The organism is Corynebacterium mucifaciens (assembly GCF_012396315.1).
Lineage (GTDB): Bacteria > Actinomycetota > Actinomycetes > Mycobacteriales > Mycobacteriaceae > Corynebacterium > Corynebacterium mucifaciens.
In genome coordinates, this window is the sequence record NZ_JAAXPF010000005.1 from 102,133 (window position 1) to 120,996 (window position 18,864).

An 18,864-nucleotide genomic window follows, 5' to 3' on the forward strand; every position below is an offset into this window, starting at 1 on the left:
TGGATCTCTCCTTGTTGGGTTTGGGGGGGTGTGGGGCCTACTTCTCAAAGGTGGAGCTGTAGGTGTCCTTGGAATAGGTGAAAACGGACTGGTCGAACTGGTTGTACTCCTCGTACCGGACGAGTTCGTAGAGCCGGGAGCGGTGCTGCATCTTGTCCAGCCACGGCACCTGGGTGCCGGTTTCGGCCATGTCGCGCAGCATCTCCTCGGTCTGGCCCATGGCGATGCGGAAGGTGGTCACTGGCCAGATCACCGCGTTGTAGCCGAGGTCTTTCAGTTGTTTGGCGCTCAGCAGCTCGGTTTTGCCGAACTCGGTCATGTTCGCGAGCAGAGGCGTATCGACGGCCTCACGGAACTTGGCAAAGTCCGCCTCGGAGTACAGCGCCTCGGTGAAGATGAGGTCGGCGCCGGCGTCCGCGTAGGCCTTGGCGCGCTCGATGGCCTCGTCGATGCCCTCGATGCCGGCGGCGTCGGTGCGCGCGCAGATGACAAAGTCGTCGTCCTGGCGCTCGCGCACTGCGGCGGTGATGCGGCGCACCATCAGGTCGGTGGGCACGACTTCCTTGCCGTCGAGGTGGCCGCAGCGCTTCGGGTTGACCTGGTCTTCCAGGTGCAACGCGGCTAAGCCTGCGGCCTCGAATTCGGCGACGGTGCGGGCGGCGGACATCGGCTCGCCGAAGCCGGTGTCCGCGTCGATGAGCACGGGCAGGTTAGTGGCGCGGGCGATCTGGCCGCCGCGGTTGGCCACCTCGCTCAGGGTGGTCAGGCCGATGTCCGGCAGGCCCAGGTCGTTGGCCACCACGGCACCGGAGACGTAGACGCCGGAGAAGGCACCGATGTCCTCGATCAGCCGGGCGGTGAGGGGGTTGAAAGCGCCAGGCAGGGTGGTAATTGCCTCCCCTGCGAGCGAGCGGCGCAGCGCCTTGCGGCGTTGGCTCGGGGTTGTTTCAGGTGCGAACATTAGAAGATGCCTCCCGGGATTGTGTCGGCGACGGCCAACGTTGCGTCGTTGACGCGGATATTCAGCTCGGTCAGGTCGGTGAGGTTTTCCAGGTCCTGCGCGGCGGCGAGGAAGCGGTCTTGCTCCTGCGTATCGACGATGCCTTCGGCGAGCGTGCGGAATTTGGCGACGTAGTTCTCGCGCACGAACGGGCGGGCGCCGAGCGGGTGGGCATCCGCCACGGCCATCTCGTCCTCGATGACGGTGCCGTCGTTGAAGGTGATCACCGCACGCGCGCCGAACGCCTTCTCGTGAGGGTCGGTCGAGTGGTAGCGGCGGGTCCACCCGGGGTCCTCCACCGTGGAGATCTTGTGCCACAGCTCCACCGTTTCGGGGCGGTTCGCGCGCTGCGGGGTGTAGGAATCCACGTGGTGCCACGCGCCGTCTTCAAGCGCGACCGCGAACATGTACATGATGGAGTGGTCGAGGGTCTCGCGGGAGGCGGACGGGTCCATCTTCTGCGGGTCGTTCGCACCGGTGCCGATGACGTAGTGGGTGTGGTGCGAGGTGTGCAGCACGATGGAGGCGATGTCGGCGGTGGTCTTGCCTGCGTCCGCGATGGTCTGCTTCATGCGGCGCGCGAGGTCGATCGGCGCCTGCGCCTGGTATTCGGCTGAGTGCTCCTTGGTGTAGGTATCCAAGACCGCCCGCTTCGGCTCGCCGTCGCCCGGCAGCGGGACGAAGTACGTGCGCTCCGGCGAGTGCAGCATCCACGCGATCACGCCGTCCTCGCCTTCCCAGATCGGAGCCGGCGCGCCCTCGCCGCGCATCGCGCGGTCCACGGCTTCGATGGCCATCTTGCCGGCAAACGCTGGGGCGGACGCCTTCCAGGAGGAGATCAGGCCCTTGCGGGACTGCCGCGTCGCGGTGGTCGTGTGTAGGGCCTGGCCTACCGCCTGGTAAATGGTGTCCACGTCCAGGCCGAGCATGGTGCCGATGCCGGCGGCGGCGGAGGGGCCGAGGTGCGCGACGTGGTCGATCTTGAACTCGTGCAGGGAGATGCCCTTGACCAGGTTGACCTGGATTTCGTAGCCGGTGGCGATGCCGCGGATGAGCGCCTTGCCGTCCAGGCCCTTGTGCTGGGCCACCGCCAGGATCGGAGGGATGTTGTCGCCCGGGTGCGAGTACTCGGCGGCGAGGAACGTGTCGTGGTAGTCCAGCTCGCGCACCGCTGTGCCGTTGGCGAACGCGACCCACTCCGCGGAGTAGGTGCCGTCCTCGCCGAAGATGAGCGAGCCGTTGTTGTCGGCTGGGTGCGCCTTTGCCATGGCGCGGGCCACAGCTACGGGGCGGCGGTTGTAGGAGGCGACGGCGACCGAGGCGTTATCGATGACGCGGTTGATGATCATCTCGCGCGTCTCTTCCGGCACCTCCACCGGGTCGGCGGCGACTCTGGCGATCTTGTACGCCAAATGCTCCTCTATCGGAAAATCCTCGGCGGACTTGTGTGTGCGAACTTCGTGGTTGATCATGCGTCTCTCCTTGGCGAACCGGCCATGATGGTGCGCCTCATAGTAGGGGCACAAATGTGTTACAGGTCATAGCTACGTTTGCGGAATGTTGCGTCCACGGAAGCTGTAGATTGCGAAGTGTTGTAAAACTGCAGCTCATCCAAGGCATCGAGGAGGCGAAAAGGCGGTGGCGAAGCTCTATGCGGGGGGACAGATCCGGACGCTGCGCACAGCACGCGGGCTCACGCAGGCAGATATGGCACGCGCCCTGGACCTCTCTACGAGCTACCTCAACCAGCTAGAAAACGACCAGCGCCCGCTCACCGCCTCGGTGCTTGTGCAGTTGACCACCGTCTTCGGCGTGGACGCGGCCTTTTTCTCCGGCGACGCGGAGCGCCGTACCGCCGCGGAATTGGCAGAACTCATCCCGGACATCTCCGAGCGGGACCTCGCCGCCTTCGCCCGCTCGTACCCCGCCATCGCCGACGGAGTGCGCAGCATCCCCGCCCGCCTACGCGGCGACTCCCCCAACCCATACGAGGCCACCCGGAACTTCTTCCAGAAGCACGGCAACTACTTCCACGGGCTCGACACCGCCGCCGAGGCGCTGGCCGCCAACCTCGGCGGCCGCCAGATGCGGCTCACTCGTCTCGCCGCTGCGCTGGACAGGGACTTCGGCTACCCGGTCCGCTTCAATCAGCAGGTCCAGGGGCGAAGCGTCGTCGATACGCAGCCGCGCCAAATCAGGCTGCGCGCGGGTCTGACTGAGGCGCAGCAATGCTTCGAGCTCGCATACCACTACGGCACGCTGTCGGCGTCCGAGGAGATCTCGGAGCTAACTGTGCCTATCGACGACCCTTCGGCCCGCACCGTGACCGCCCACGGCCTCGCGCAGTACTACGCCGCGGCCGTGACCATGCCGTACGCGGAGGTTCTCGCCGCCGCCAAAGAGACGCGCTACGACATCGACGTGGTTTCCGCCCGCTTCGGCACCGGCTTTGAATCCACCTGCCAGCGCCTAGGCACCCTGCAGCGGCACGGGGCGCAGGGCGTGCCGTTCGTGTTCATCCGCACCGACCGCGCGGGCAACGTGTCCAAGCGCCAGGCCACTGCGTCGTTCCACTTCTCTAGCTCCGGCGGGACGTGTCCGCTCTGGGTGGTGCACCGCGCCTTCGAGACCCCCAACCGGGTGACGCGGCAGGTCTCCTCCACCCCCGACGGCCGGACGCACCTATGGGTGGCGCGCATGGTGCAGGGCCCGGCTGTGGGTTTCGGGCTCCCCCGGCGCGAGCACGCAGTCGCGCTTGGGTGCGACGCGGCGCACGCGCACGAGCTGATTTACGCCGACGGGCTCGATGTGGACCCGGCGTCGGCAACGCCGATCGGACCGGGGTGCGCCGCCTGCCCGCGCACAAACTGCCCGCAGCGGGCGTTCCCTGCCTGGTAGCGCCTAATCCAGGTCGGAGTGGGTGATCAGGCGGCGCGCGGCCTCAGTGATGGAGCCGGACAGCGACGGGTACACCGCCATCGAGTTGGCCAACTGTGTGACGGTGAGGTTGTTCGTCACCGCAATGGTCAGGGACAAGATCAGCTCGGATGCGGTCGGCGCGACAATCACGCCGCCGAGCACCTGGCCGGATCCCTTACGGGCGAAGATCTTGACAAAGCCGTACTGCAGCGAGCGCATCTTCGCGCGCGGGTTGGTGGCCAGCGGCAGCTTGTAAATATCCGCTTCGATCTCGCCGTCGCGGATCTGCTGCTCTGTCACGCCCACCGCCGCAATTTCCGGACGGGTGAACACCGCGTTGCCCACCGTCTTCAAGCGGATGGGGCTCACGCCCTCGCCCAGCGCGTGGTCGACGGCAGTGCGGCCCTGCTGCGCCGCGACGGACGCCAGCGGCATGAGGTCGGTGCAGTCTCCAGCGGCGTAGATGCCGGCAACGTTGGTGCGCGAGACCCGGTCGACGTGGATGTGGCCGGACGGGGTGACGTCCACGCCCGCGGCCTCGAGGTTCAGGTCCGCGGTGTTGGGGACGGAGCCGATGGACATCATTACGTGCGAGCCCTCGATGGCGCGGCCGTCGGTGGTGTGGACGATGACGGCGTCGCCGGTATTTTCCACGCGCTCAACGCGGGCGTCCTTTTCTAGCTGCACACCGCGGGTCGCCAGCACGTCCTCGAGCACGTCGGCGGCATCCGCGTCGTCGTGAGGCAGGATGCGGTCGCGGGAGGCGACCATGGTCACCTTGACCCCCAGCTCGGCGAATGCGGAGACGAACTCAGCGCCGGTCACACCGGAGCCAACCACGATGAGGTGGGAGGGAAGCTCCTTCAGGTCGTACATTTGCCGCCAGTTGAGGATGCGCTCGCCGTCCGGCTCCGCACCTTTGAGTACGCGTGGGCTCGCGCCGACGGAGACCAGCACCATGTTGCAGATGATCGTCTCACTCGTACCGTCCGCCAGCTCGACCTCGATGCTGTGGGTGGTGTGGCCGGTCTGCTCTTTGCCAAAGCGAGCGCGCCCCTCGATGAAGCGCACACCGCTGCGCTCCAGCTGGGCCCGGATGTCACCGGACTGCTCCCCCGCGAGCGACTGCACTCGCTCGTTGAGCGCCAAGAGCGACAATTTCGCGTCGCCCAAGGCGTGGCTCAGCCCCATATCGTCGGCTCGACGGAGGTCGTTTTTGATGTTCGCGCCCGCGATAAAGCTCTTGGAGGGAACGACGTCCTTGCGGATCGCTGACCCGCCCGCACCGCTGTCTTCAATGATCGTGATGTCCGCACCGTACTTGGATGCCATCAGCGCGGCCTCGTAACCGCCGGGGCCACCACCGATGATGACGATCTTCTTGGACAAAACAGCTCTCCTCGTGGGTTGTGTGACGGGGTCCAAACAACGCCACAGTGTACCCAGACGCGGCCTAGTCTTCGCCCGGGTGGAAGTACTTTTCCACGATAGACCCGAACAAACGCACCCCCACCCCGATGGCTCGCTCGTCCACATTGAGGTTGCCCTGGTGCAGGTCGTGGTGCTCACCCTCGCCACTCCAGGCGCCCAAGCGCATCATCGCCCCCGGGATGTGCTCCAGGTACCAGGAGAAGTCCTCTCCGCCGCTGGACTGCGGCGCCGCGACCACGGAGTGAGGGTCCACGGCTCGGGCGGCTTGGACTGCCAAGGCGGTGGCCGCGTCGTCGTTGAGCACAGGCGGGACGCCCCGGATGTAGTCCAGGTGGTAGGTACAGCCGGTGGGTGCGACCACGAGGTCGATGAGGTCGGTGAGCAGGTCCTCGATCTCGCGCCAGGTGGCGATGTCGGCGGTTCGGACAGTGCCCTCGAGCACGCCGAGTTTGGGGATGGCGTTAGCGGCGTCGCCCGCTTCCGCGTGGCCGAAAACCAGCACCGTGCCGGTACGCGGGTCCACCCGGCGCGACAGCAGCGCCGGGAGCTGAGTGATGAGCGCACCCATGGCGTAGACCACGTCGGCGGTGAGCTGCGGGCGGGATGTGTGCCCGCCGGGGCCCTGGACCTCGATGCGGATCACGTCGGAGGCGGAGGTGATGGCCCCGGTGCGCACGCCGATCTCCCCGACCCTGATGTGGGGCTCAGCGTGCACCGCGTAGATGGCGGCGACGTTGTCGAGCGCGCCCCATTTAATGACGTCCAGCGCCCCGCCGCCCATGACTTCCTCGGCCGGCTGGAAGATCACGCGCACGGGGTGGCGCAAATCCACCGTGGACAGGGCGCACGCGAGCCCGAGCGCGACGGTGGTGTGAACGTCATGGCCGCACGAGTGGGACACCCCGGGGTTCGCGGAGGCGAAACTCAGCCCCGTCTGCTCCGGCACCCGCAGCGCGTCGATGTCCGCGCGAAACGCCAGCCGCTTGCCTTCCGCCGGGCCGAGATCCACGTAGAGGCCGGTTCCCGGAAAGAGCACCGGGGACAGGCCGTAGCTCTGCAGCGTCTCGGTGAGGAACTCGGTGGTTTCCACTTCCTCGTTGGACAGCTCCGGGTGCGAGTGGATGTGGCGCCGCCAGCCAATCACACGCTCCTGATTCTCAGCGAACCAGCGATCTACCGCAGCGGCGATTCCGGCGTGTTCCACGTGCGCTCCCCTTATTGGTCAGTCTCAGACATCCTCTTTCGCTGCAACGAGTGTACGCCCACGACCCCGAAAGTAGACAAAGCGGTGCGGAACAAGTTATTATACTGCTGTCTATGACTTCAACCCGAATTGTTGCGACTGTAGCCGCCACCGCCGTCGCCCTGACCAGCCTGACGGCCTGCAGCGGCACCAACGAGCCCGGCAACCAGAGCACCGCGGTATCCACAGAGACGGTAGCTTCCTCCGAAACTGTGACGAGTGAACAAACGAGCGCCCCCGCACCTACCGGCGCAGGCGCCGCCAACACTAAAGACTTGCCTCGGGCAGTCACTCGGTACACCGATGAGGCCCGTGCTGAGATGGCCGAGGACGGCCTGGCCGAGGCAGACGTGCAGGCCGTGTTGGACGCAGCCCACGCTGGGGACGCGGAGGTCGAGTGGGATGACGACGGATACTGGGAACTCGGGTGGCAAGACATCGACGTCGACATCACCCCGGACGGCCTGGTGCGCGAGGCCGACCGGTAACCCGAAAGCCGTTTAGAACGCCGGCGTGTCGCTCGGCGCGCCGCGGCGCAGGTACGTGTCGCGGAAGCGGGCCGTATCGCGGGGGCTCCGCGGCCACTGGAACCGGATCGGCGCAGGTGCATCCGCGTCCACCAGCAGGAAGCAACCGTCAACATGGTCCGCCGCGCCGGGCAGCAGCGCGGCCGGCGGGACCTGCAGGGCCGAGGCCAGCCGGTAGCACGTGCTCAAGGTGGGGTCGGCCACCTTGGAGTTGTAGTCGTTGCGCTCCAAGTTCGAGATCAGCGAGCGCGACACGCCCGCGAGCTCCGCCAAGCGCGACTGGCTCAAGCCCCGCATTAGCCGGATAGCACGCACGCGCTCCCCTAGCCCCAGCGCGTAGCTCGCCCAGTGCGATTGCGGCAATACGTCCCCCATGCGTTCCCCCAAGATATCCCCGTGCGCCGTACGCTTCCCACAGCATGCGGCTTGTTACGCCACGCAATGTAGCGCGGGATGAGCGGGCGCGCCACCGGAGGAACGTCGTCAGGCTTACAGCTCGATGTTGCGGGGGCCGTAGAGGCGGTCACCGGCGTCGCCGAGACCAGGGACGATGTAGGCGTCCTCGTTCAGAGAGGGGTCTACCGTGGCCGTCACCAAACGCACCGGGCCGCCGTGAGCTTCGAGTTTGTCCACGCCCGGCTGTGCGCTAACCATGCAGATGCATGTGATGTCGTCAGCGCCGCGCCCCACCAAGAGGTCGATGGCGTGGATAAGCGAGCCGCCGGTGGCGAGCATCGGGTCCACGAGGAACACTGGCCGGCCCGAAAGATCGTCCGGCAGCGCTTCCATGTACGGCACCGGTTCGTGGGTCTTCTCGTCGCGCGCCAAGCCAATGAAGCCGACTTGCGCGTCCGGGATCATCGAGAGCGCGGGGTCGATCATGCCCAGGCCAGCGCGGATGATCGGCACAATGATCGGCGGGGTGGCAAGACGCGTGCCCCGCGCGGTGGCTACCGGGGTGTCAGTGTCGAACTCCTCCACCTCAAGGCCGCGCGCCGCTTCGTAGATCAGCATCGCACCCAGGTCCGCGAGCGCCGCGCGAAACGCCGCGTTATCCGAACGCTTGTCGCGCATGATGGTCAGCCGCGACGCAGCAAGGGGATGGTTGACAACCTGAATATCCATGCGGTTCATGCTAGTTCACGCCTGGGCGCGCCAGCGTTTTTCCGCGTCGCGGAACCGCACCGGGGTTTTGCGCGTCCAATGGCCATGACTGTTTTTCACATTGACCCCACCGCCGTGTCCGCGATGACCGACTCCCTGCGTGCCGACGCTGCGCGATTGCAATTGCTTGACGACGTCAACGTGCCCGACCTCTGGCCCCTCGGCGAATTCAGCGCCGCGCTGAGCCAGGCCATTACAAAAGCCAACACCGACGCGGAGGCGCTGCGCGCTGAAGCCAACCGCATCGCCGCGGCCATGGACCTTGCCGTCGATGCCGCCGTGGCGGTCGACGACCGCACGTGCCGGAAGCTGGAGGCGTCGCTATGAAAAACGCTGGCACGGCACTCGAGATGCTGGGGCGCTTCACCGGCCCCGCGGATGTGACCGGCAACCGCACGCTCGACTTTGGCCTGGACGTGCTCGGCACCGCCGGCACGCTGTCGACATTGCTGCCCGTCGACCTTCCCACCCTGCCGGGATTCCGCATGCCGGATTTCAAGGACTTCAATCCGCTGGCCCAGGTGGCCAACGCGTCGGGTACGTCCCGCGCCGACGCCGCAACCGCACTCGCGGGGTACCGCGCGACAATCAGCGACAGCCTGCTGCGCGGCAGCGCGCGGATTAGCACGGCGGCCTTCGAACTCTCGTCCATCGCCGCAGGCCTTGTCCGCAATGCCATGGCCGCGCCCGCTGTCGCCGCTTCACCCGCGGGCCCTCTCGGCGCCACCGCGTTTGTCGCCGGGCTGATCGCCGACGCACTCAACAACGCAATGCAGGTGTTAGAAGCATTGGAGAAGGACCTGCACGCAATTGCGGGCGCGCTCACCGCGGAAACGTCCGCCGCGATGGGGCGCGCCGTACCGGGCCCGGGGCCGATCACGGAAAAGGCGCACGGGGACCTGCAGCGCCTCGCATCCATGACCGTCGCGCCAGCCCCTGCCGCACCGGCCCCGGAGCCGCCGGCGACACGACCCGCGGCCGCCGTCGCCGCGCCACCACCGCCAGCGCCTGTGCAGGCCTCCGCGCCGCCGCCGGAACCGACACCGGCGCAGGCGCCCGGCTCCCCGGTCGGTGCAGCCGCCGTCGCGGCTGCGAAGAGCCAGCTCGGCACGCCGTACGTGTGGGGCGGCGCCGCGCCGGGTGGCTTCGATTGCTCCGGGCTGACCTCGTGGGCCTACAAACAGGCGGGGCTGGACATCCCGCGCGTGGCCGCGGACCAGACCGTGGGCAGGCAGGTGTCCTACGACGAACTGCAGCCGGGCGACCTGGTGCTGTGGTCCGGCCACGCCGCCATGTACGCGGGTGACGGCATGATGATTGAGGCTGGTGACCCAGTGCAGATGAACCCGGTGCGCACGGAGAACCTGGGCATGAGCTTCCGTGGATTCTGGAGGCCGACCGGCTAGAGTTTGCCGCATGACTACGCGCGCGATTGTCCCAGTCAAGCTCTCCCTGACCGAGGGCGATTTCTACACCCTTTGGGCCCCCACGTGGAGGGAGAAGGGCAGCGAGTGGCAAGCATTCTTGGGCAACGACCAGTCCGTCCTGGCCTTCCACTCCCCCGAGGAGCTGTCGGCGTACGTATCATCCACCAACACCCACGACTTGGTGGACCACCCGAAGTGGGAGCAGTTCCGGGCCCAGGGAGACGACCGCGTGGTGCCGGACGAGAAGCACTACTACGACATCATCGGTGCGCCGGAGTTCTTGGCGGGCCGTCCGAGCCACGAAAACGTCGCCAGCCTGTCGCGCGTGTTCCAGATCGCCCGCTCGCTTGCCGACGTCGCTTCCGCGGAGCAGGCGCAGATCTTCTTCGCCTCCCACTCGATCTTGAGCAACGTCTCCCGCGGCTCCGAGCACTACACGGGCGACACCGGCTTGTCCGAGTGGTCCGGCGTCGGACGCGTCGTGCTGGCCAACTGGCAAGACGTGGTCGCATCGCTGGACCAGGCGGTCAGGGTCGTAGACACCAGTGAACTCGACGCGGACCGCGTTGCCGCCGCCGGCACCGCCATCACCGCCGCAGCCGAGGCCCGCGCCGCCGCCGACGAGCAAGCACGCGTAGACGAGGAGGCTCGCGCCGCTGCGCAGGACCCGTACGACTCCTCCGCGTGGGGCCGCGCCGGCATCGACCCGGTGAAGATCACCATCCAGGGCCAAAGCGTGTACACCCTGCGCACCTACCTGAACAGCTCGCCGGTGTTCCTGGGCAAGTACGGCGAGATCTTCACCTTCCCGTCCACCAAGCACCTGGGGCGCTGGTTGCTGGAGAACAGCGACCACGACCTCGCGGGCGTGTCCACCTGGCAAGACCTCATCGACACCGCCAACGCGGGCGAGCTCACAGTCGAGGTCCATCCGGACAACTCGCACTCCTTCAACGGCATCGCCGACGACATTGCCAACGGCACCGACTCGGTTGACGTGAAGCAGATGGCCAAGGCCTACGAGCTCCTCGCGGACGCGGCGGACTGGGCGGGCGACGATTCGCTCAATTCCCTGCTGCTGGCTAACCCGCGCATGCAGGACTACCTGGCGTACATGCTCGGCTCCACCGAGGCCGCGGGGTACGTGCCGTCCGCGCCGTTTACGGATAAGGCGGAGACCTGGACCGAGATGGAAAACCAGCTGATTAAGCGCTTCTCCAAGTTCTAAACCCCGCCGGGGCGCTGGTGGGGCCAAACGCTCCGGGGTCGCGGTGCCCCGATATGCCCGACAATCGTGCCACCTTTACAATTCGCAGCTATGGCAGTGGACCAGGTCGACCCGCTCATCAGCTCCATCTATCACTGGATGGACGTTTCAGGAGTACTGCTGATGGGCATCATCGGCGGCACGATGGCGCGCCAGCTCGGTTACGACATCGTCGGCTTTTTCTTCATCGCCATGCTCTCCGCCCTGGGCGGCGGCATGTTGCGCGACGTGCTGATTAACCAGGGCACCGTCGCCGCGATGAGCCAACCCGAGTACCTCATCTTGGCGTTCACCGGCGCGCTGATCGCCCGGTTCACGTACTTCAAGGGACGCGCCTGGGAGTTTCTCCAGTCCCACGGCGACGCGCTCGTGTCTGCGCTGTGGGCCTCCACCGGCGCGTCGAAGGCCATTCAGTACGGCCTGCCTGTACTGCCCACCATCATGATGGGCGTGTTTACCGCTACCGGCGGCGGCATGATCCGCGACGTGGTCACCGGCCGCGAGCCAAGCGTCTTCGGCGGCAATCAGCCCACGGTGATCCCGGCGGTCGCCTGCGCGGTGATCACGCTGCTGGGCAACGCCACCGGCTATTTGGCGCTGGCGATGATCGTGGGCCCCGTGGTCAGCTTCGCCATGTTCCTGTTCGGTTACTACGGCAACTGGCGCATCTCCACCGACTCCGACTTCGCGCCCGTGAACACGACGGTCAACGCCACCGCATCGCAGGTCGCTCACTTGGCGCGCAAGGCCGAAGACAAGTCCCGCGCGGTCGCCCGCGAGCTCGAGCCCACGCGGGTGCGCTCGTGGCGCCACCGCCAGATGGAAAAGGCGCTGCAGCGCCGCATCGAGGCTGAGATCCGAAAGGGTAAGCGCCCGGCTGAGGCGATGAGCGACGCCGACGATTTCCTCACCGAGTTCACCTCCCAGTTCCCCGCCATCGACGCAGAGATGCTGGCCGCCGCAGGCGCCTCGGCACCGGAGACCACCGATGACGAGGGGCTCTTCGACGGCATCGGCGTGGACCTCACCGGCGACTCGTACGACGACGAAGGCGCCGAGCCGGACCCGGCCGAGACGGAGGCGATGAACGCGGACATGCTGGACATCATCCTGTCGGACGACGCGTTGACCGACGAGCTCATCGAGCGCCTCTCCGCGCGCTACAAACAAAAGGATGCGTAGGTGAAGCGCGCGGTGGCAGCTGCGGCGGCGCTGAGCTTCTGCGTATCGACGCCAGCGTTCGCCCAAGACACCGAAACACCTACAGCAACACCGTCAGAGGCCGGCCCGACCGTGGGCTACTACGACGACGGCGGCAACTGGATCCCGCCGAGCCGGGGCCGCGCGCCCGAGACGGACCACTGCCCGCAGGCAACCTGGCCGCCGGAGCCGGTCTCCACGTCGGAGCGCGCAGCGTCCTCCCCCACGCCACTGCCGGTGCGCTACCACGGCCCCTGCGGCGTCACCGCCGCCGGTGGCTACAGCGTCCCAGACGGCGTGGTCGCCTCGGCCTGGCTAGTCGCCGACCTGGACGCGGGCGAGGTGGTGGCGATGAAAGACCCGCACGGTCGCTACCGTCCCGCCTCCATCATCAAGGTCCTGCTGGCGCTTACCGTCATCAATGAGCTGCCACTGGACCAGAAGGTGCCGGTCTCCGCCGAGTCCGCCGGGCAGGAGGGCTCCGCCGCCGGCATCGGCGAAGGTGGCGACTACACGGTCGAAGATCTCCTCACCGGTCTACTGCTGGCCTCCGGCAACGACTGCGCCCACGCGCTGGCCCAGACGCTCGGCGGCGACGAGCTCACCCTCGGCAAGATCAATGCGCTCGCGCGGCGGCTGGGGATGCACGACACCCGCGCCACCTCCTACTCGGGGTTGGACAGCGCGGGCATGTCCACGTCTGCCTGGGACATGGGGCTCGCCTACGCCGCTGCGTTTACGAACCCGACGTTTGCCCGAATTGTCGACACCGAGCACTACCGCTTCCCCGGCTTCGACGGGTTGCCGCCGTTCGAACTGTGGAACGACAACCAGCTCTACCTCAACGACCCGGACGGCATCGGCGGCAAGACCGGCTACACCGACGACGCGAACCATACCTTCGTCGGCGCCGTCGACCACGAGGGGCGGCGCCTGCTGGCCGTGGTGCTCGACACCGCGGCCTATGACCACCGCGCGTGGGAACAAGCACAGATGCTGCTGAATGAGGCGTATGGTGTGCGAAGCTCCATCGCAAAGCTTGAGCCCTTGGCAGCACCAGCCGCGCCGACAACAACGAAAGCCGCCCCCACCCCCACGCCTGTGGCTGGGGAGGAGACGGCCTGGAACCGCTGGCAGTCCTATGCGATTGTGGCGGGCGTGCTCGTGCTCGCCGTCGGAGCTGCGGCGATCAGTCTCGCGACAACAACGAGGCAACGCCGACGCCGATAGCGCCGAGGGCCGCGCCCACGCCGAGGGCCTTACCGGCGGCGTTCTGCTCGTCCCTGCCGCGCACGGCGCCCGCGCGGACGTTGATCACAGCCGGCTCCGGAACCTCAGCCGGTTCCAGCGCCAGCGACTCGTCCGTGGTGGCGGTCCACGCGGCGACGTAGAGCACCACTCGCCAGATCAGGTACAGCAGCACCATGAGTGTGATGATCGGGCCGAAGATCGCGCCCGCGGGGTTGCCCGTAGCCGACGAGATGACCAGACCGGCAAACTGCTGCAGCACGGCAAAGATCACCGCGCCGAGCAAGGCACCCTTCAGGCCCGACTTCACCGGCACCTTCGTGCGCGGCATATACATGTTCACCCACAGCATGACCAGGAAGCTGGCCAAGACGCTGACCAAAAAGCCGACAATCCAGACCACCGCACGCGAACCCGGGAAATCCCCGATACCGAGGCGATCCATGGCAGTAGACGTCCAGCTGGACACGCCGATAGCGGTCACCACAGCTGCCACGACGAACAGCAGAATCAGCACGATCAGGCCGAGTAAATCCGCGAGCTTCTTCATGGCGAAGTTGCCGCCCTCGTTCGCGTCCACCTTCCACATCGCGGACACGCCCACGCGTAGGTGATTCATCCAGTTCAGGCCGGACCACAAGGTGGTGAGCAAACCGACACCGGCGACCGCGCTGCGCTGCTCAATAGCCTGGTCGATGACTTGGTTTACCATGTTGCCGAGATCCCCGTCCAGGGACTGGGTGATCTGGTCCTGAATGTCGCGCATCAGGTCCGGGCGAGCGTTGAGGAAGAAACCGAGACCCGCGAACATGAGCATCAGCAGCGGAAACAGCGCCAGGACTGAGAAGTACGTGACGCCGGCGGCCATCTGGTTGCCGCCCTGGGAGCCGAAGCGGTCGTTCATGCGCAACAGGTGGCCGGCGGCGTGAGACTTCTGCTCCACCTTGTCCTCTAGGCCCTCTTGTTGCTGCTTCGAGGCGCGTTCAATGCCTTGTTCGTCGGTGTACGCCTTACGCGGCGCGGTCGAGGTTGCCATCGACGTCCCTTCATATATGTGTCGTTTACCGAACACATCGTAGAGCAGCCCGCGCGCCGACGGGGCGAGTACGCGTGCGCCGCAGCCACACCCGCCGCGAGTTTCCAGCTACAAGGATCCAGCTATTCGCTGTTTTTGGGAGCGCGGACAAAAAGTTGGAGTGTTGGGGGCTGAAAGGTATTCCGATGCCCGCAGCATTTCCATCTGATATCCGCGATGGTGCGATCGAGAGGTTTTTAGCCGGCTCATCTGCCCGGGAAGTGTGCAGTTGGGTTGAAAGCGTCTGCAGTCGCCGCCCGTCAGTGCACACGGTCGGCAATTGGGTTGCCGCCAAACGCCGCGGACGCACAGGCGATACCGCGCGCCGCACCTATAGCGCCGAGACGATCGCCAAGGTAGTCGCCCGCAGGTTGACCTCGGATTCGACGCTGCGCGACATTGCCGCGGAGTTCGACGTCAACGACACCGCTGCATTGAGGTGGACGAGGCAGTATTGGCCCGACGAGAAACAACGCGACCACGCGGCGTCGATGCCATTCGACAAGGTGTATCAGGCGACAATGAACCGTGTGAGCAACAACCGCAACGCGAAACGCGCCAGCCAGCACCACCGCGCAGACACCACCGGCAAAACAGGCAGGAAACCGCGTCCAGTCGACGAGTGGCTGCCAGGGCCAGGACCGATACCGGATATGGATGCCTTGCCGGATGATCCGGCGGTGCTGAAGAAAATGCTGGCTGATGAACGAGACCGCCAACGAGTCAAAGACGCCATCATTGACGTGCTCATGGACGGCGGTGACACGCAGGGAAAAGACCGCGTCCGTGACGGTGAGTTATCCACTGCGGCGAAAGCGGCGGTGGTTGTGGCCCTCACGGACAGGTACGGGTTTTCTGTTGCCAAAGCATGCGGGTTGGTCGGGGTTGCACCGGCGACGTTTTACTACCACCAGCGCACCCATACACAGGTGGTCCAGCAGCGCCGTCAACGCCGCGATGCGCTCAAACCGCTGATCTTGCAGGCAGCGGCGGAATCCGGGCAAAGCTACGGCTACCGCCGCATCTACGCCTGGTTGAAGATCAGGGGGCATACGGTGTCGGAAAAGATCGTTCGCGCCCTCATGACAGAGCTTGGGTGCCGCCCGCCGGCGAAGCAGGCGGGTAAGTATTCCTCCTACACCGGTGAAACCGACCATAAACCAGCAAACCTGCTGCTGATGACCCCGCATACCGGCAGCGGCAGCGCCGACGGTGACGCACAAGCGGATGCGGCCAGGCCTGTGATTGCGCCGTCGCAGTATTTCACCGACCATGCCGCCGCGTTGGGGCTGACCCACGATTTCCACGCGGATGCGCCATGGGAGAAAATCGGCACCGATGTCACCGAAATTCGCTGCCTGGACGGCAAACTGTTCCTATCAGCGGCGATCGACTTCTACGACGGCATGCCCGTGGCGGTGACCATGTCGACGTCACCGGATCATGGCCTTGTCGCTGAGATGATCGCTCGTATCGATAAGAGCAAACCCGACGGGGCAAAACCGATCATCCATTCCGACCGGGGCGGGCTGTACCGAAGCCCGCGGTGGGTGAGTTTGATTACCGATCACACCCACAACAGTCTGGATTGCCCTGCCTGCCAGGCTGATGTGTGGTGTAGCAGTCGGTGGCGCTACATCCCGTCGCTGTCGCGCAAAGGCACCAGCGGCGATAACGCGCGCACCGAAGGGTTTTTCGGCACGATGAAACAAGAGTTACTCAAAGGCAGGCCGGTGGTGTCGACGATGACGGTTGCGCAGATGCGTGACTATGTTGATGCCTACATCGACTTCTATATCCACCGTCGGTTGAAGTCGACACTCGGCAAAGGGTGCACCACCATCGCCGAGCACCGGCAAGCATTGAGTGCGTAACAACGAGACAACGTCCCCCAAAACGCACTCCAACTTTTTGTCCGCACCCCCTTTCGGCCAATAGCTGGATCCTTGTAGCTGGATCCGCGCGTAAACCCCAGCGGCCGCTACCGCTTCGGGGCGAGGAAGCCGACCTTGTCGTACACGTCCGCCAGAAGCGGGGCCGCTACCTCGCGGGCGCGCTGGGCCCCGCGAGCGAGGATGGCTTCCAGCTCGGCGCGGTCAGACATGAGTTCGTCGTAGCGGGCGCGAAGCGGCGTCGTGAAGCTTTCGAGCGCATCCGCGGTATCCACCTTCAGCGCGCCGTAGCCTTGGCCCTCGTAGCCGGCGACGATCTCCTCGACCGGTGTGCCGGTGAGCGCCGACTGGATCACCAACAAGTTGGACACGCCCGGCTTATTCTCCTTGTCGTAGGCGATCACGCCGTCGTTGTCGGTGACGGCGGACCGGATCCGCTTTGCTGACGTCTTCGGCTCGTCCAGCAGGTTCACGATGCCCTTCGGGTTCGAGCCCGACTTGGACATCTTGGAGGTGGGATCCTGCAGGTCGTAGATCTTCGCCGCGCCCTCCACGATCATGCCCTCTGGCACGGTGAAGGTGGTGCCGTACCGGGTGTTGAAGCGCTCCGCGAGGTTGCGCGTGAGCTCGAGGTGCTGCCGCTGATCCTCCCCCACTGGCACGAGCTGCGGGGAATACAACAAGATATCCGCGGCCATGAGCACCGGGTAGGTGAATAGGCCAACGGAGGTGCGGTCCTGGCCCTGCTTGGCGGACTTGTCCTTGAACTGCGTCATGCGGCTGGCCTCGCCGAAGCCGGTCAGGCACTGCAGCACCCAGGTCAGCTCCGCGTGCTCCGGAACGTGGGACTGCACGAAGAGCGTCGAGCGCTCCGGGTCGATGCCCAGCGCGATGAGCTGCGCGCAGCCGGCGAGGGTGCGGTGGCGCAGCTCCTCGGGGTTTTGGTCCACCGTGATCGCGTGCAGGTCCGGAATGAAGTAGAAGGCCTCGTAGCTATCCTGCAGATCAATCCACTGTTTCAACGCACCCAGGTAGTTTCCCAGGTGGTAGGAGTCAGCAGTGGGCTGGATTCCGGAAAGCACGCGTTGCATGCATCACATATTAGCCCGATGCGCATTCGAGGGAACCGGGGGTTGTTTACTCGCTAAGATGAAGCCCACGAAAGGAGCAGCGATGACTGTGAGTAGCCGCCCTGAGACACCTCCTGTGCACATCACTGTTCTCCAGCCTGACCCGATCAGCCCGCTCCAGCGCCTCGGCCCATGGCTGGAACGCGCCGGTGCTGAACTCGATGTCGTAGATCTCACCCAAGCGCCACAGCGTATCGACGACACCACCTCCGCCCTCGTCTCCTCGGCGGTCGCACCAACGCTCTGGACACGGAGGCCGCACCTTGGCTGCCTGCCGTCCACGATATCCTTCGCGCTGCTCATTCGTCTGACATGCCGGTTCTGGGTATCTGTCTCGGCCACCAAATCATCGCTGACTGCTTCGGGGGAGATGTTTCCGTCGGTCTGGCCAGTCAGGATGAAGAAGGCGCCGCGCGGGTGTCGCTGAGCGAGGCCGGTCGTACTGACCCGCTTCTCGGCACCCTCGACCACAAACTGGTTGTGGTCGAATCCCACCACGATGCAGTGGTATCACTCCCGCCCGGCGCGCAACTGCTCGCCTCGGGTGCCCGCTGTCCCATCCACGCGATGCGTCTTGGCTCCATCGTTTCGGTCCAGTTCCACCCCGAATGCGCCCCCGACGTCGCAGTTCAGTGGGCCGCCCGCGGCGGTTACGACGCAGCAGCTGTCACCCAGAAGCTTTCTATTTACGACGACTACCTGACCCGCACAGGCCTCACAGGCCTCACCCTCGCCGCCGGCTTCGTCCAAGCCGCTCAGTCCTAGGGCCCCTACTCCACGATCACGTTGGCGACCGCGTAGTCGCCGTCATGGCTCAGGGAGACGCTGTGCACTCGGGGTCCTAACCGTGCGACCTCACCGCGCAACTGGACCACGGGGCGTCCGAATGCGTCGTCGACCACTTCTATTTCGGCGAAGTTGAGCTCGTCTGGGGCGATAAGCGGTGGCTGGCCGATGATCGTTTGGGACCAGGCTTTGACGTAGGCCTCCTTTACCGCCCAGCGTCCGGCGAAGGATGCGGCACGGTTCGGTTTGGTGTTGCAAGTGCGGATTTCGCGGTCGGTGAACACAGACTCGAAGGTTGAACCTGGGAGTTCGATTTGTTGGGCGAAGGTTGAAATAGAGACGACGTCGATGCCGATATGCATGGTCAAAGCCTAATTTTCTTGAATGTCCATCGGGGGTTGGCGTTCGTGATTGAACCTGTTGCGTGGCTGGGAATTGACCTACGGACTAGTAACTTACGGACTCGTAGGTTTAAAATGCCAGCATGTCAGATACGATTACAGGTGTAAATCCGACTGAACGGCCAGAGTCGGTACCGCCGACGACGGCGCAAAC

General features: G+C 65.6%; 18 protein-coding genes. 9 read left to right on the top strand and 9 right to left on the bottom strand.

What is annotated here, in order from left to right; all coding sequences use genetic code 11:
• Positions 1-37: 37 nt before the first annotated feature.
• Together prpB and prpD are read right to left on the bottom strand one after the other, a co-directional pair.
• Positions 38-961, bottom strand: a complete 924-nt coding sequence (prpB, locus tag HF989_RS05935) for a methylisocitrate lyase (RefSeq protein WP_168684775.1) — start codon at positions 959-961, stop codon at positions 38-40.
• Positions 961-2,472 (bottom strand): 2-methylcitrate dehydratase PrpD, encoded by a 1,512-nt coding sequence (gene prpD / locus HF989_RS05940; protein WP_168684777.1) that lies wholly within the window; start codon positions 2,470-2,472, stop codon positions 961-963. Before prpD ends, prpB begins: the two co-directional genes overlap by 1 nt.
• A gap of 166 nt (positions 2,473-2,638) precedes the next feature.
• On the opposite strand from prpD, the gene HF989_RS10895 reads away from it, so the two are divergent.
• The gene (locus tag HF989_RS10895) at positions 2,639-3,898 is read left to right on the top strand and encodes a short-chain fatty acyl-CoA regulator family protein (protein WP_168684779.1); all 1,260 of its coding nucleotides are present in this window, start codon (positions 2,639-2,641) and stop codon (positions 3,896-3,898) included.
• A 3-nt stretch (positions 3,899-3,901) separates the two neighbouring features.
• On the opposite strand, the gene HF989_RS05950 is transcribed toward HF989_RS10895, so the two are convergent.
• Together HF989_RS05950 and HF989_RS05955 are read right to left on the bottom strand one after the other, a co-directional pair.
• Positions 3,902-5,308: an NAD(P)H-quinone dehydrogenase gene (locus HF989_RS05950; RefSeq protein WP_168684781.1), complete on the bottom strand. Its 1,407-nt coding sequence runs from the start codon at positions 5,306-5,308 to the stop codon at positions 3,902-3,904.
• Between the two features lie 64 nt (positions 5,309-5,372).
• Positions 5,373-6,554 (bottom strand): amidohydrolase, encoded by a 1,182-nt coding sequence (locus HF989_RS05955; RefSeq protein WP_168684783.1) that lies wholly within the window; start codon positions 6,552-6,554, stop codon positions 5,373-5,375.
• A 113-nt stretch (positions 6,555-6,667) separates the two neighbouring features.
• Between HF989_RS05955 and HF989_RS05960 the strand changes: the two genes are divergently transcribed.
• A complete protein-coding gene (locus HF989_RS05960; protein WP_168684785.1) occupies positions 6,668-7,081 on the top strand; it encodes a hypothetical protein in 414 nt (137 codons plus the stop codon).
• Positions 7,082-7,093: 12 nt separating this feature from the next.
• On the opposite strand, the gene HF989_RS05965 is transcribed toward HF989_RS05960, so the two are convergent.
• Positions 7,094-7,495, bottom strand: a complete 402-nt coding sequence (locus tag HF989_RS05965) for a helix-turn-helix transcriptional regulator (RefSeq protein WP_168684787.1) — start codon at positions 7,493-7,495, stop codon at positions 7,094-7,096.
• Between the two features lie 114 nt (positions 7,496-7,609).
• Positions 7,610-8,245, bottom strand: coding sequence for a uracil phosphoribosyltransferase (gene upp, locus HF989_RS05970; protein ID WP_168684789.1), 636 nt, complete (start codon positions 8,243-8,245; stop codon positions 7,610-7,612).
• 84 nt (positions 8,246-8,329) lie between these two features.
• On the opposite strand from upp, the gene HF989_RS05975 reads away from it, so the two are divergent.
• The 5 genes from HF989_RS05975 to HF989_RS05995 all read left to right on the top strand — a co-directional run bounded on the left by HF989_RS05975 (position 8,330) and on the right by HF989_RS05995 (position 13,408).
• Positions 8,330-8,611, top strand: coding sequence for a hypothetical protein (locus tag HF989_RS05975; protein ID WP_168684791.1), 282 nt, complete (start codon positions 8,330-8,332; stop codon positions 8,609-8,611).
• Positions 8,608-9,690: a C40 family peptidase gene (locus tag HF989_RS05980; RefSeq protein ID WP_246233824.1), complete on the top strand. Its 1,083-nt coding sequence runs from the start codon at positions 8,608-8,610 to the stop codon at positions 9,688-9,690. The genes HF989_RS05975 and HF989_RS05980 overlap by 4 nt, the downstream gene beginning before the upstream one ends.
• A gap of 10 nt (positions 9,691-9,700) precedes the next feature.
• On the top strand, positions 9,701-10,939 hold the full coding sequence (locus HF989_RS05985; RefSeq protein WP_168684793.1) for a hypothetical protein: 1,239 nt from the start codon (positions 9,701-9,703) through the stop codon (positions 10,937-10,939).
• A gap of 90 nt (positions 10,940-11,029) precedes the next feature.
• Complete coding sequence (locus tag HF989_RS05990) at positions 11,030-12,160, top strand: TRIC cation channel family protein (RefSeq protein WP_210729053.1); 1,131 nt, start codon at positions 11,030-11,032, stop codon at positions 12,158-12,160.
• The gene (locus HF989_RS05995; protein WP_168684795.1) at positions 12,161-13,408 is read left to right on the top strand and encodes a serine hydrolase; all 1,248 of its coding nucleotides are present in this window, start codon (positions 12,161-12,163) and stop codon (positions 13,406-13,408) included. It begins immediately after the preceding gene.
• Here HF989_RS05995 and HF989_RS06000 read toward each other — a convergent pair.
• Entirely contained in the window at positions 13,368-14,462 is a 1,095-nt protein-coding gene (locus HF989_RS06000; RefSeq protein ID WP_168684797.1) for a YhjD/YihY/BrkB family envelope integrity protein, read from the bottom strand. The genes HF989_RS05995 and HF989_RS06000 overlap by 41 nt on opposite strands.
• Positions 14,463-14,647: 185 nt before the next feature.
• Here HF989_RS06000 and HF989_RS06005 point away from each other — a divergent pair, with 185 nt between their 5' ends.
• On the top strand, positions 14,648-16,375 hold the full coding sequence (locus HF989_RS06005; protein ID WP_168684799.1) for an IS3 family transposase: 1,728 nt from the start codon (positions 14,648-14,650) through the stop codon (positions 16,373-16,375).
• Between the two features lie 107 nt (positions 16,376-16,482).
• Here HF989_RS06005 and trpS read toward each other — a convergent pair whose 3' ends face one another.
• Positions 16,483-17,484: a tryptophan--tRNA ligase gene (gene trpS, locus HF989_RS06010; RefSeq protein WP_168684801.1), complete on the bottom strand. Its 1,002-nt coding sequence runs from the start codon at positions 17,482-17,484 to the stop codon at positions 16,483-16,485.
• A gap of 324 nt (positions 17,485-17,808) precedes the next feature.
• Here trpS and HF989_RS06015 point away from each other — a divergent pair, with 324 nt between their 5' ends.
• Positions 17,809-18,288: a type 1 glutamine amidotransferase gene (locus HF989_RS06015; protein ID WP_343033562.1), complete on the top strand. Its 480-nt coding sequence runs from the start codon at positions 17,809-17,811 to the stop codon at positions 18,286-18,288.
• 5 nt (positions 18,289-18,293) lie between these two features.
• Here the strand turns inward: HF989_RS06015 and acpS are convergent, their stop codons facing one another.
• Entirely contained in the window at positions 18,294-18,671 is a 378-nt protein-coding gene (gene acpS, locus HF989_RS06020; RefSeq protein WP_168684805.1) for a holo-ACP synthase AcpS, read from the bottom strand.
• Positions 18,672-18,864 lie beyond the last annotated feature (193 nt).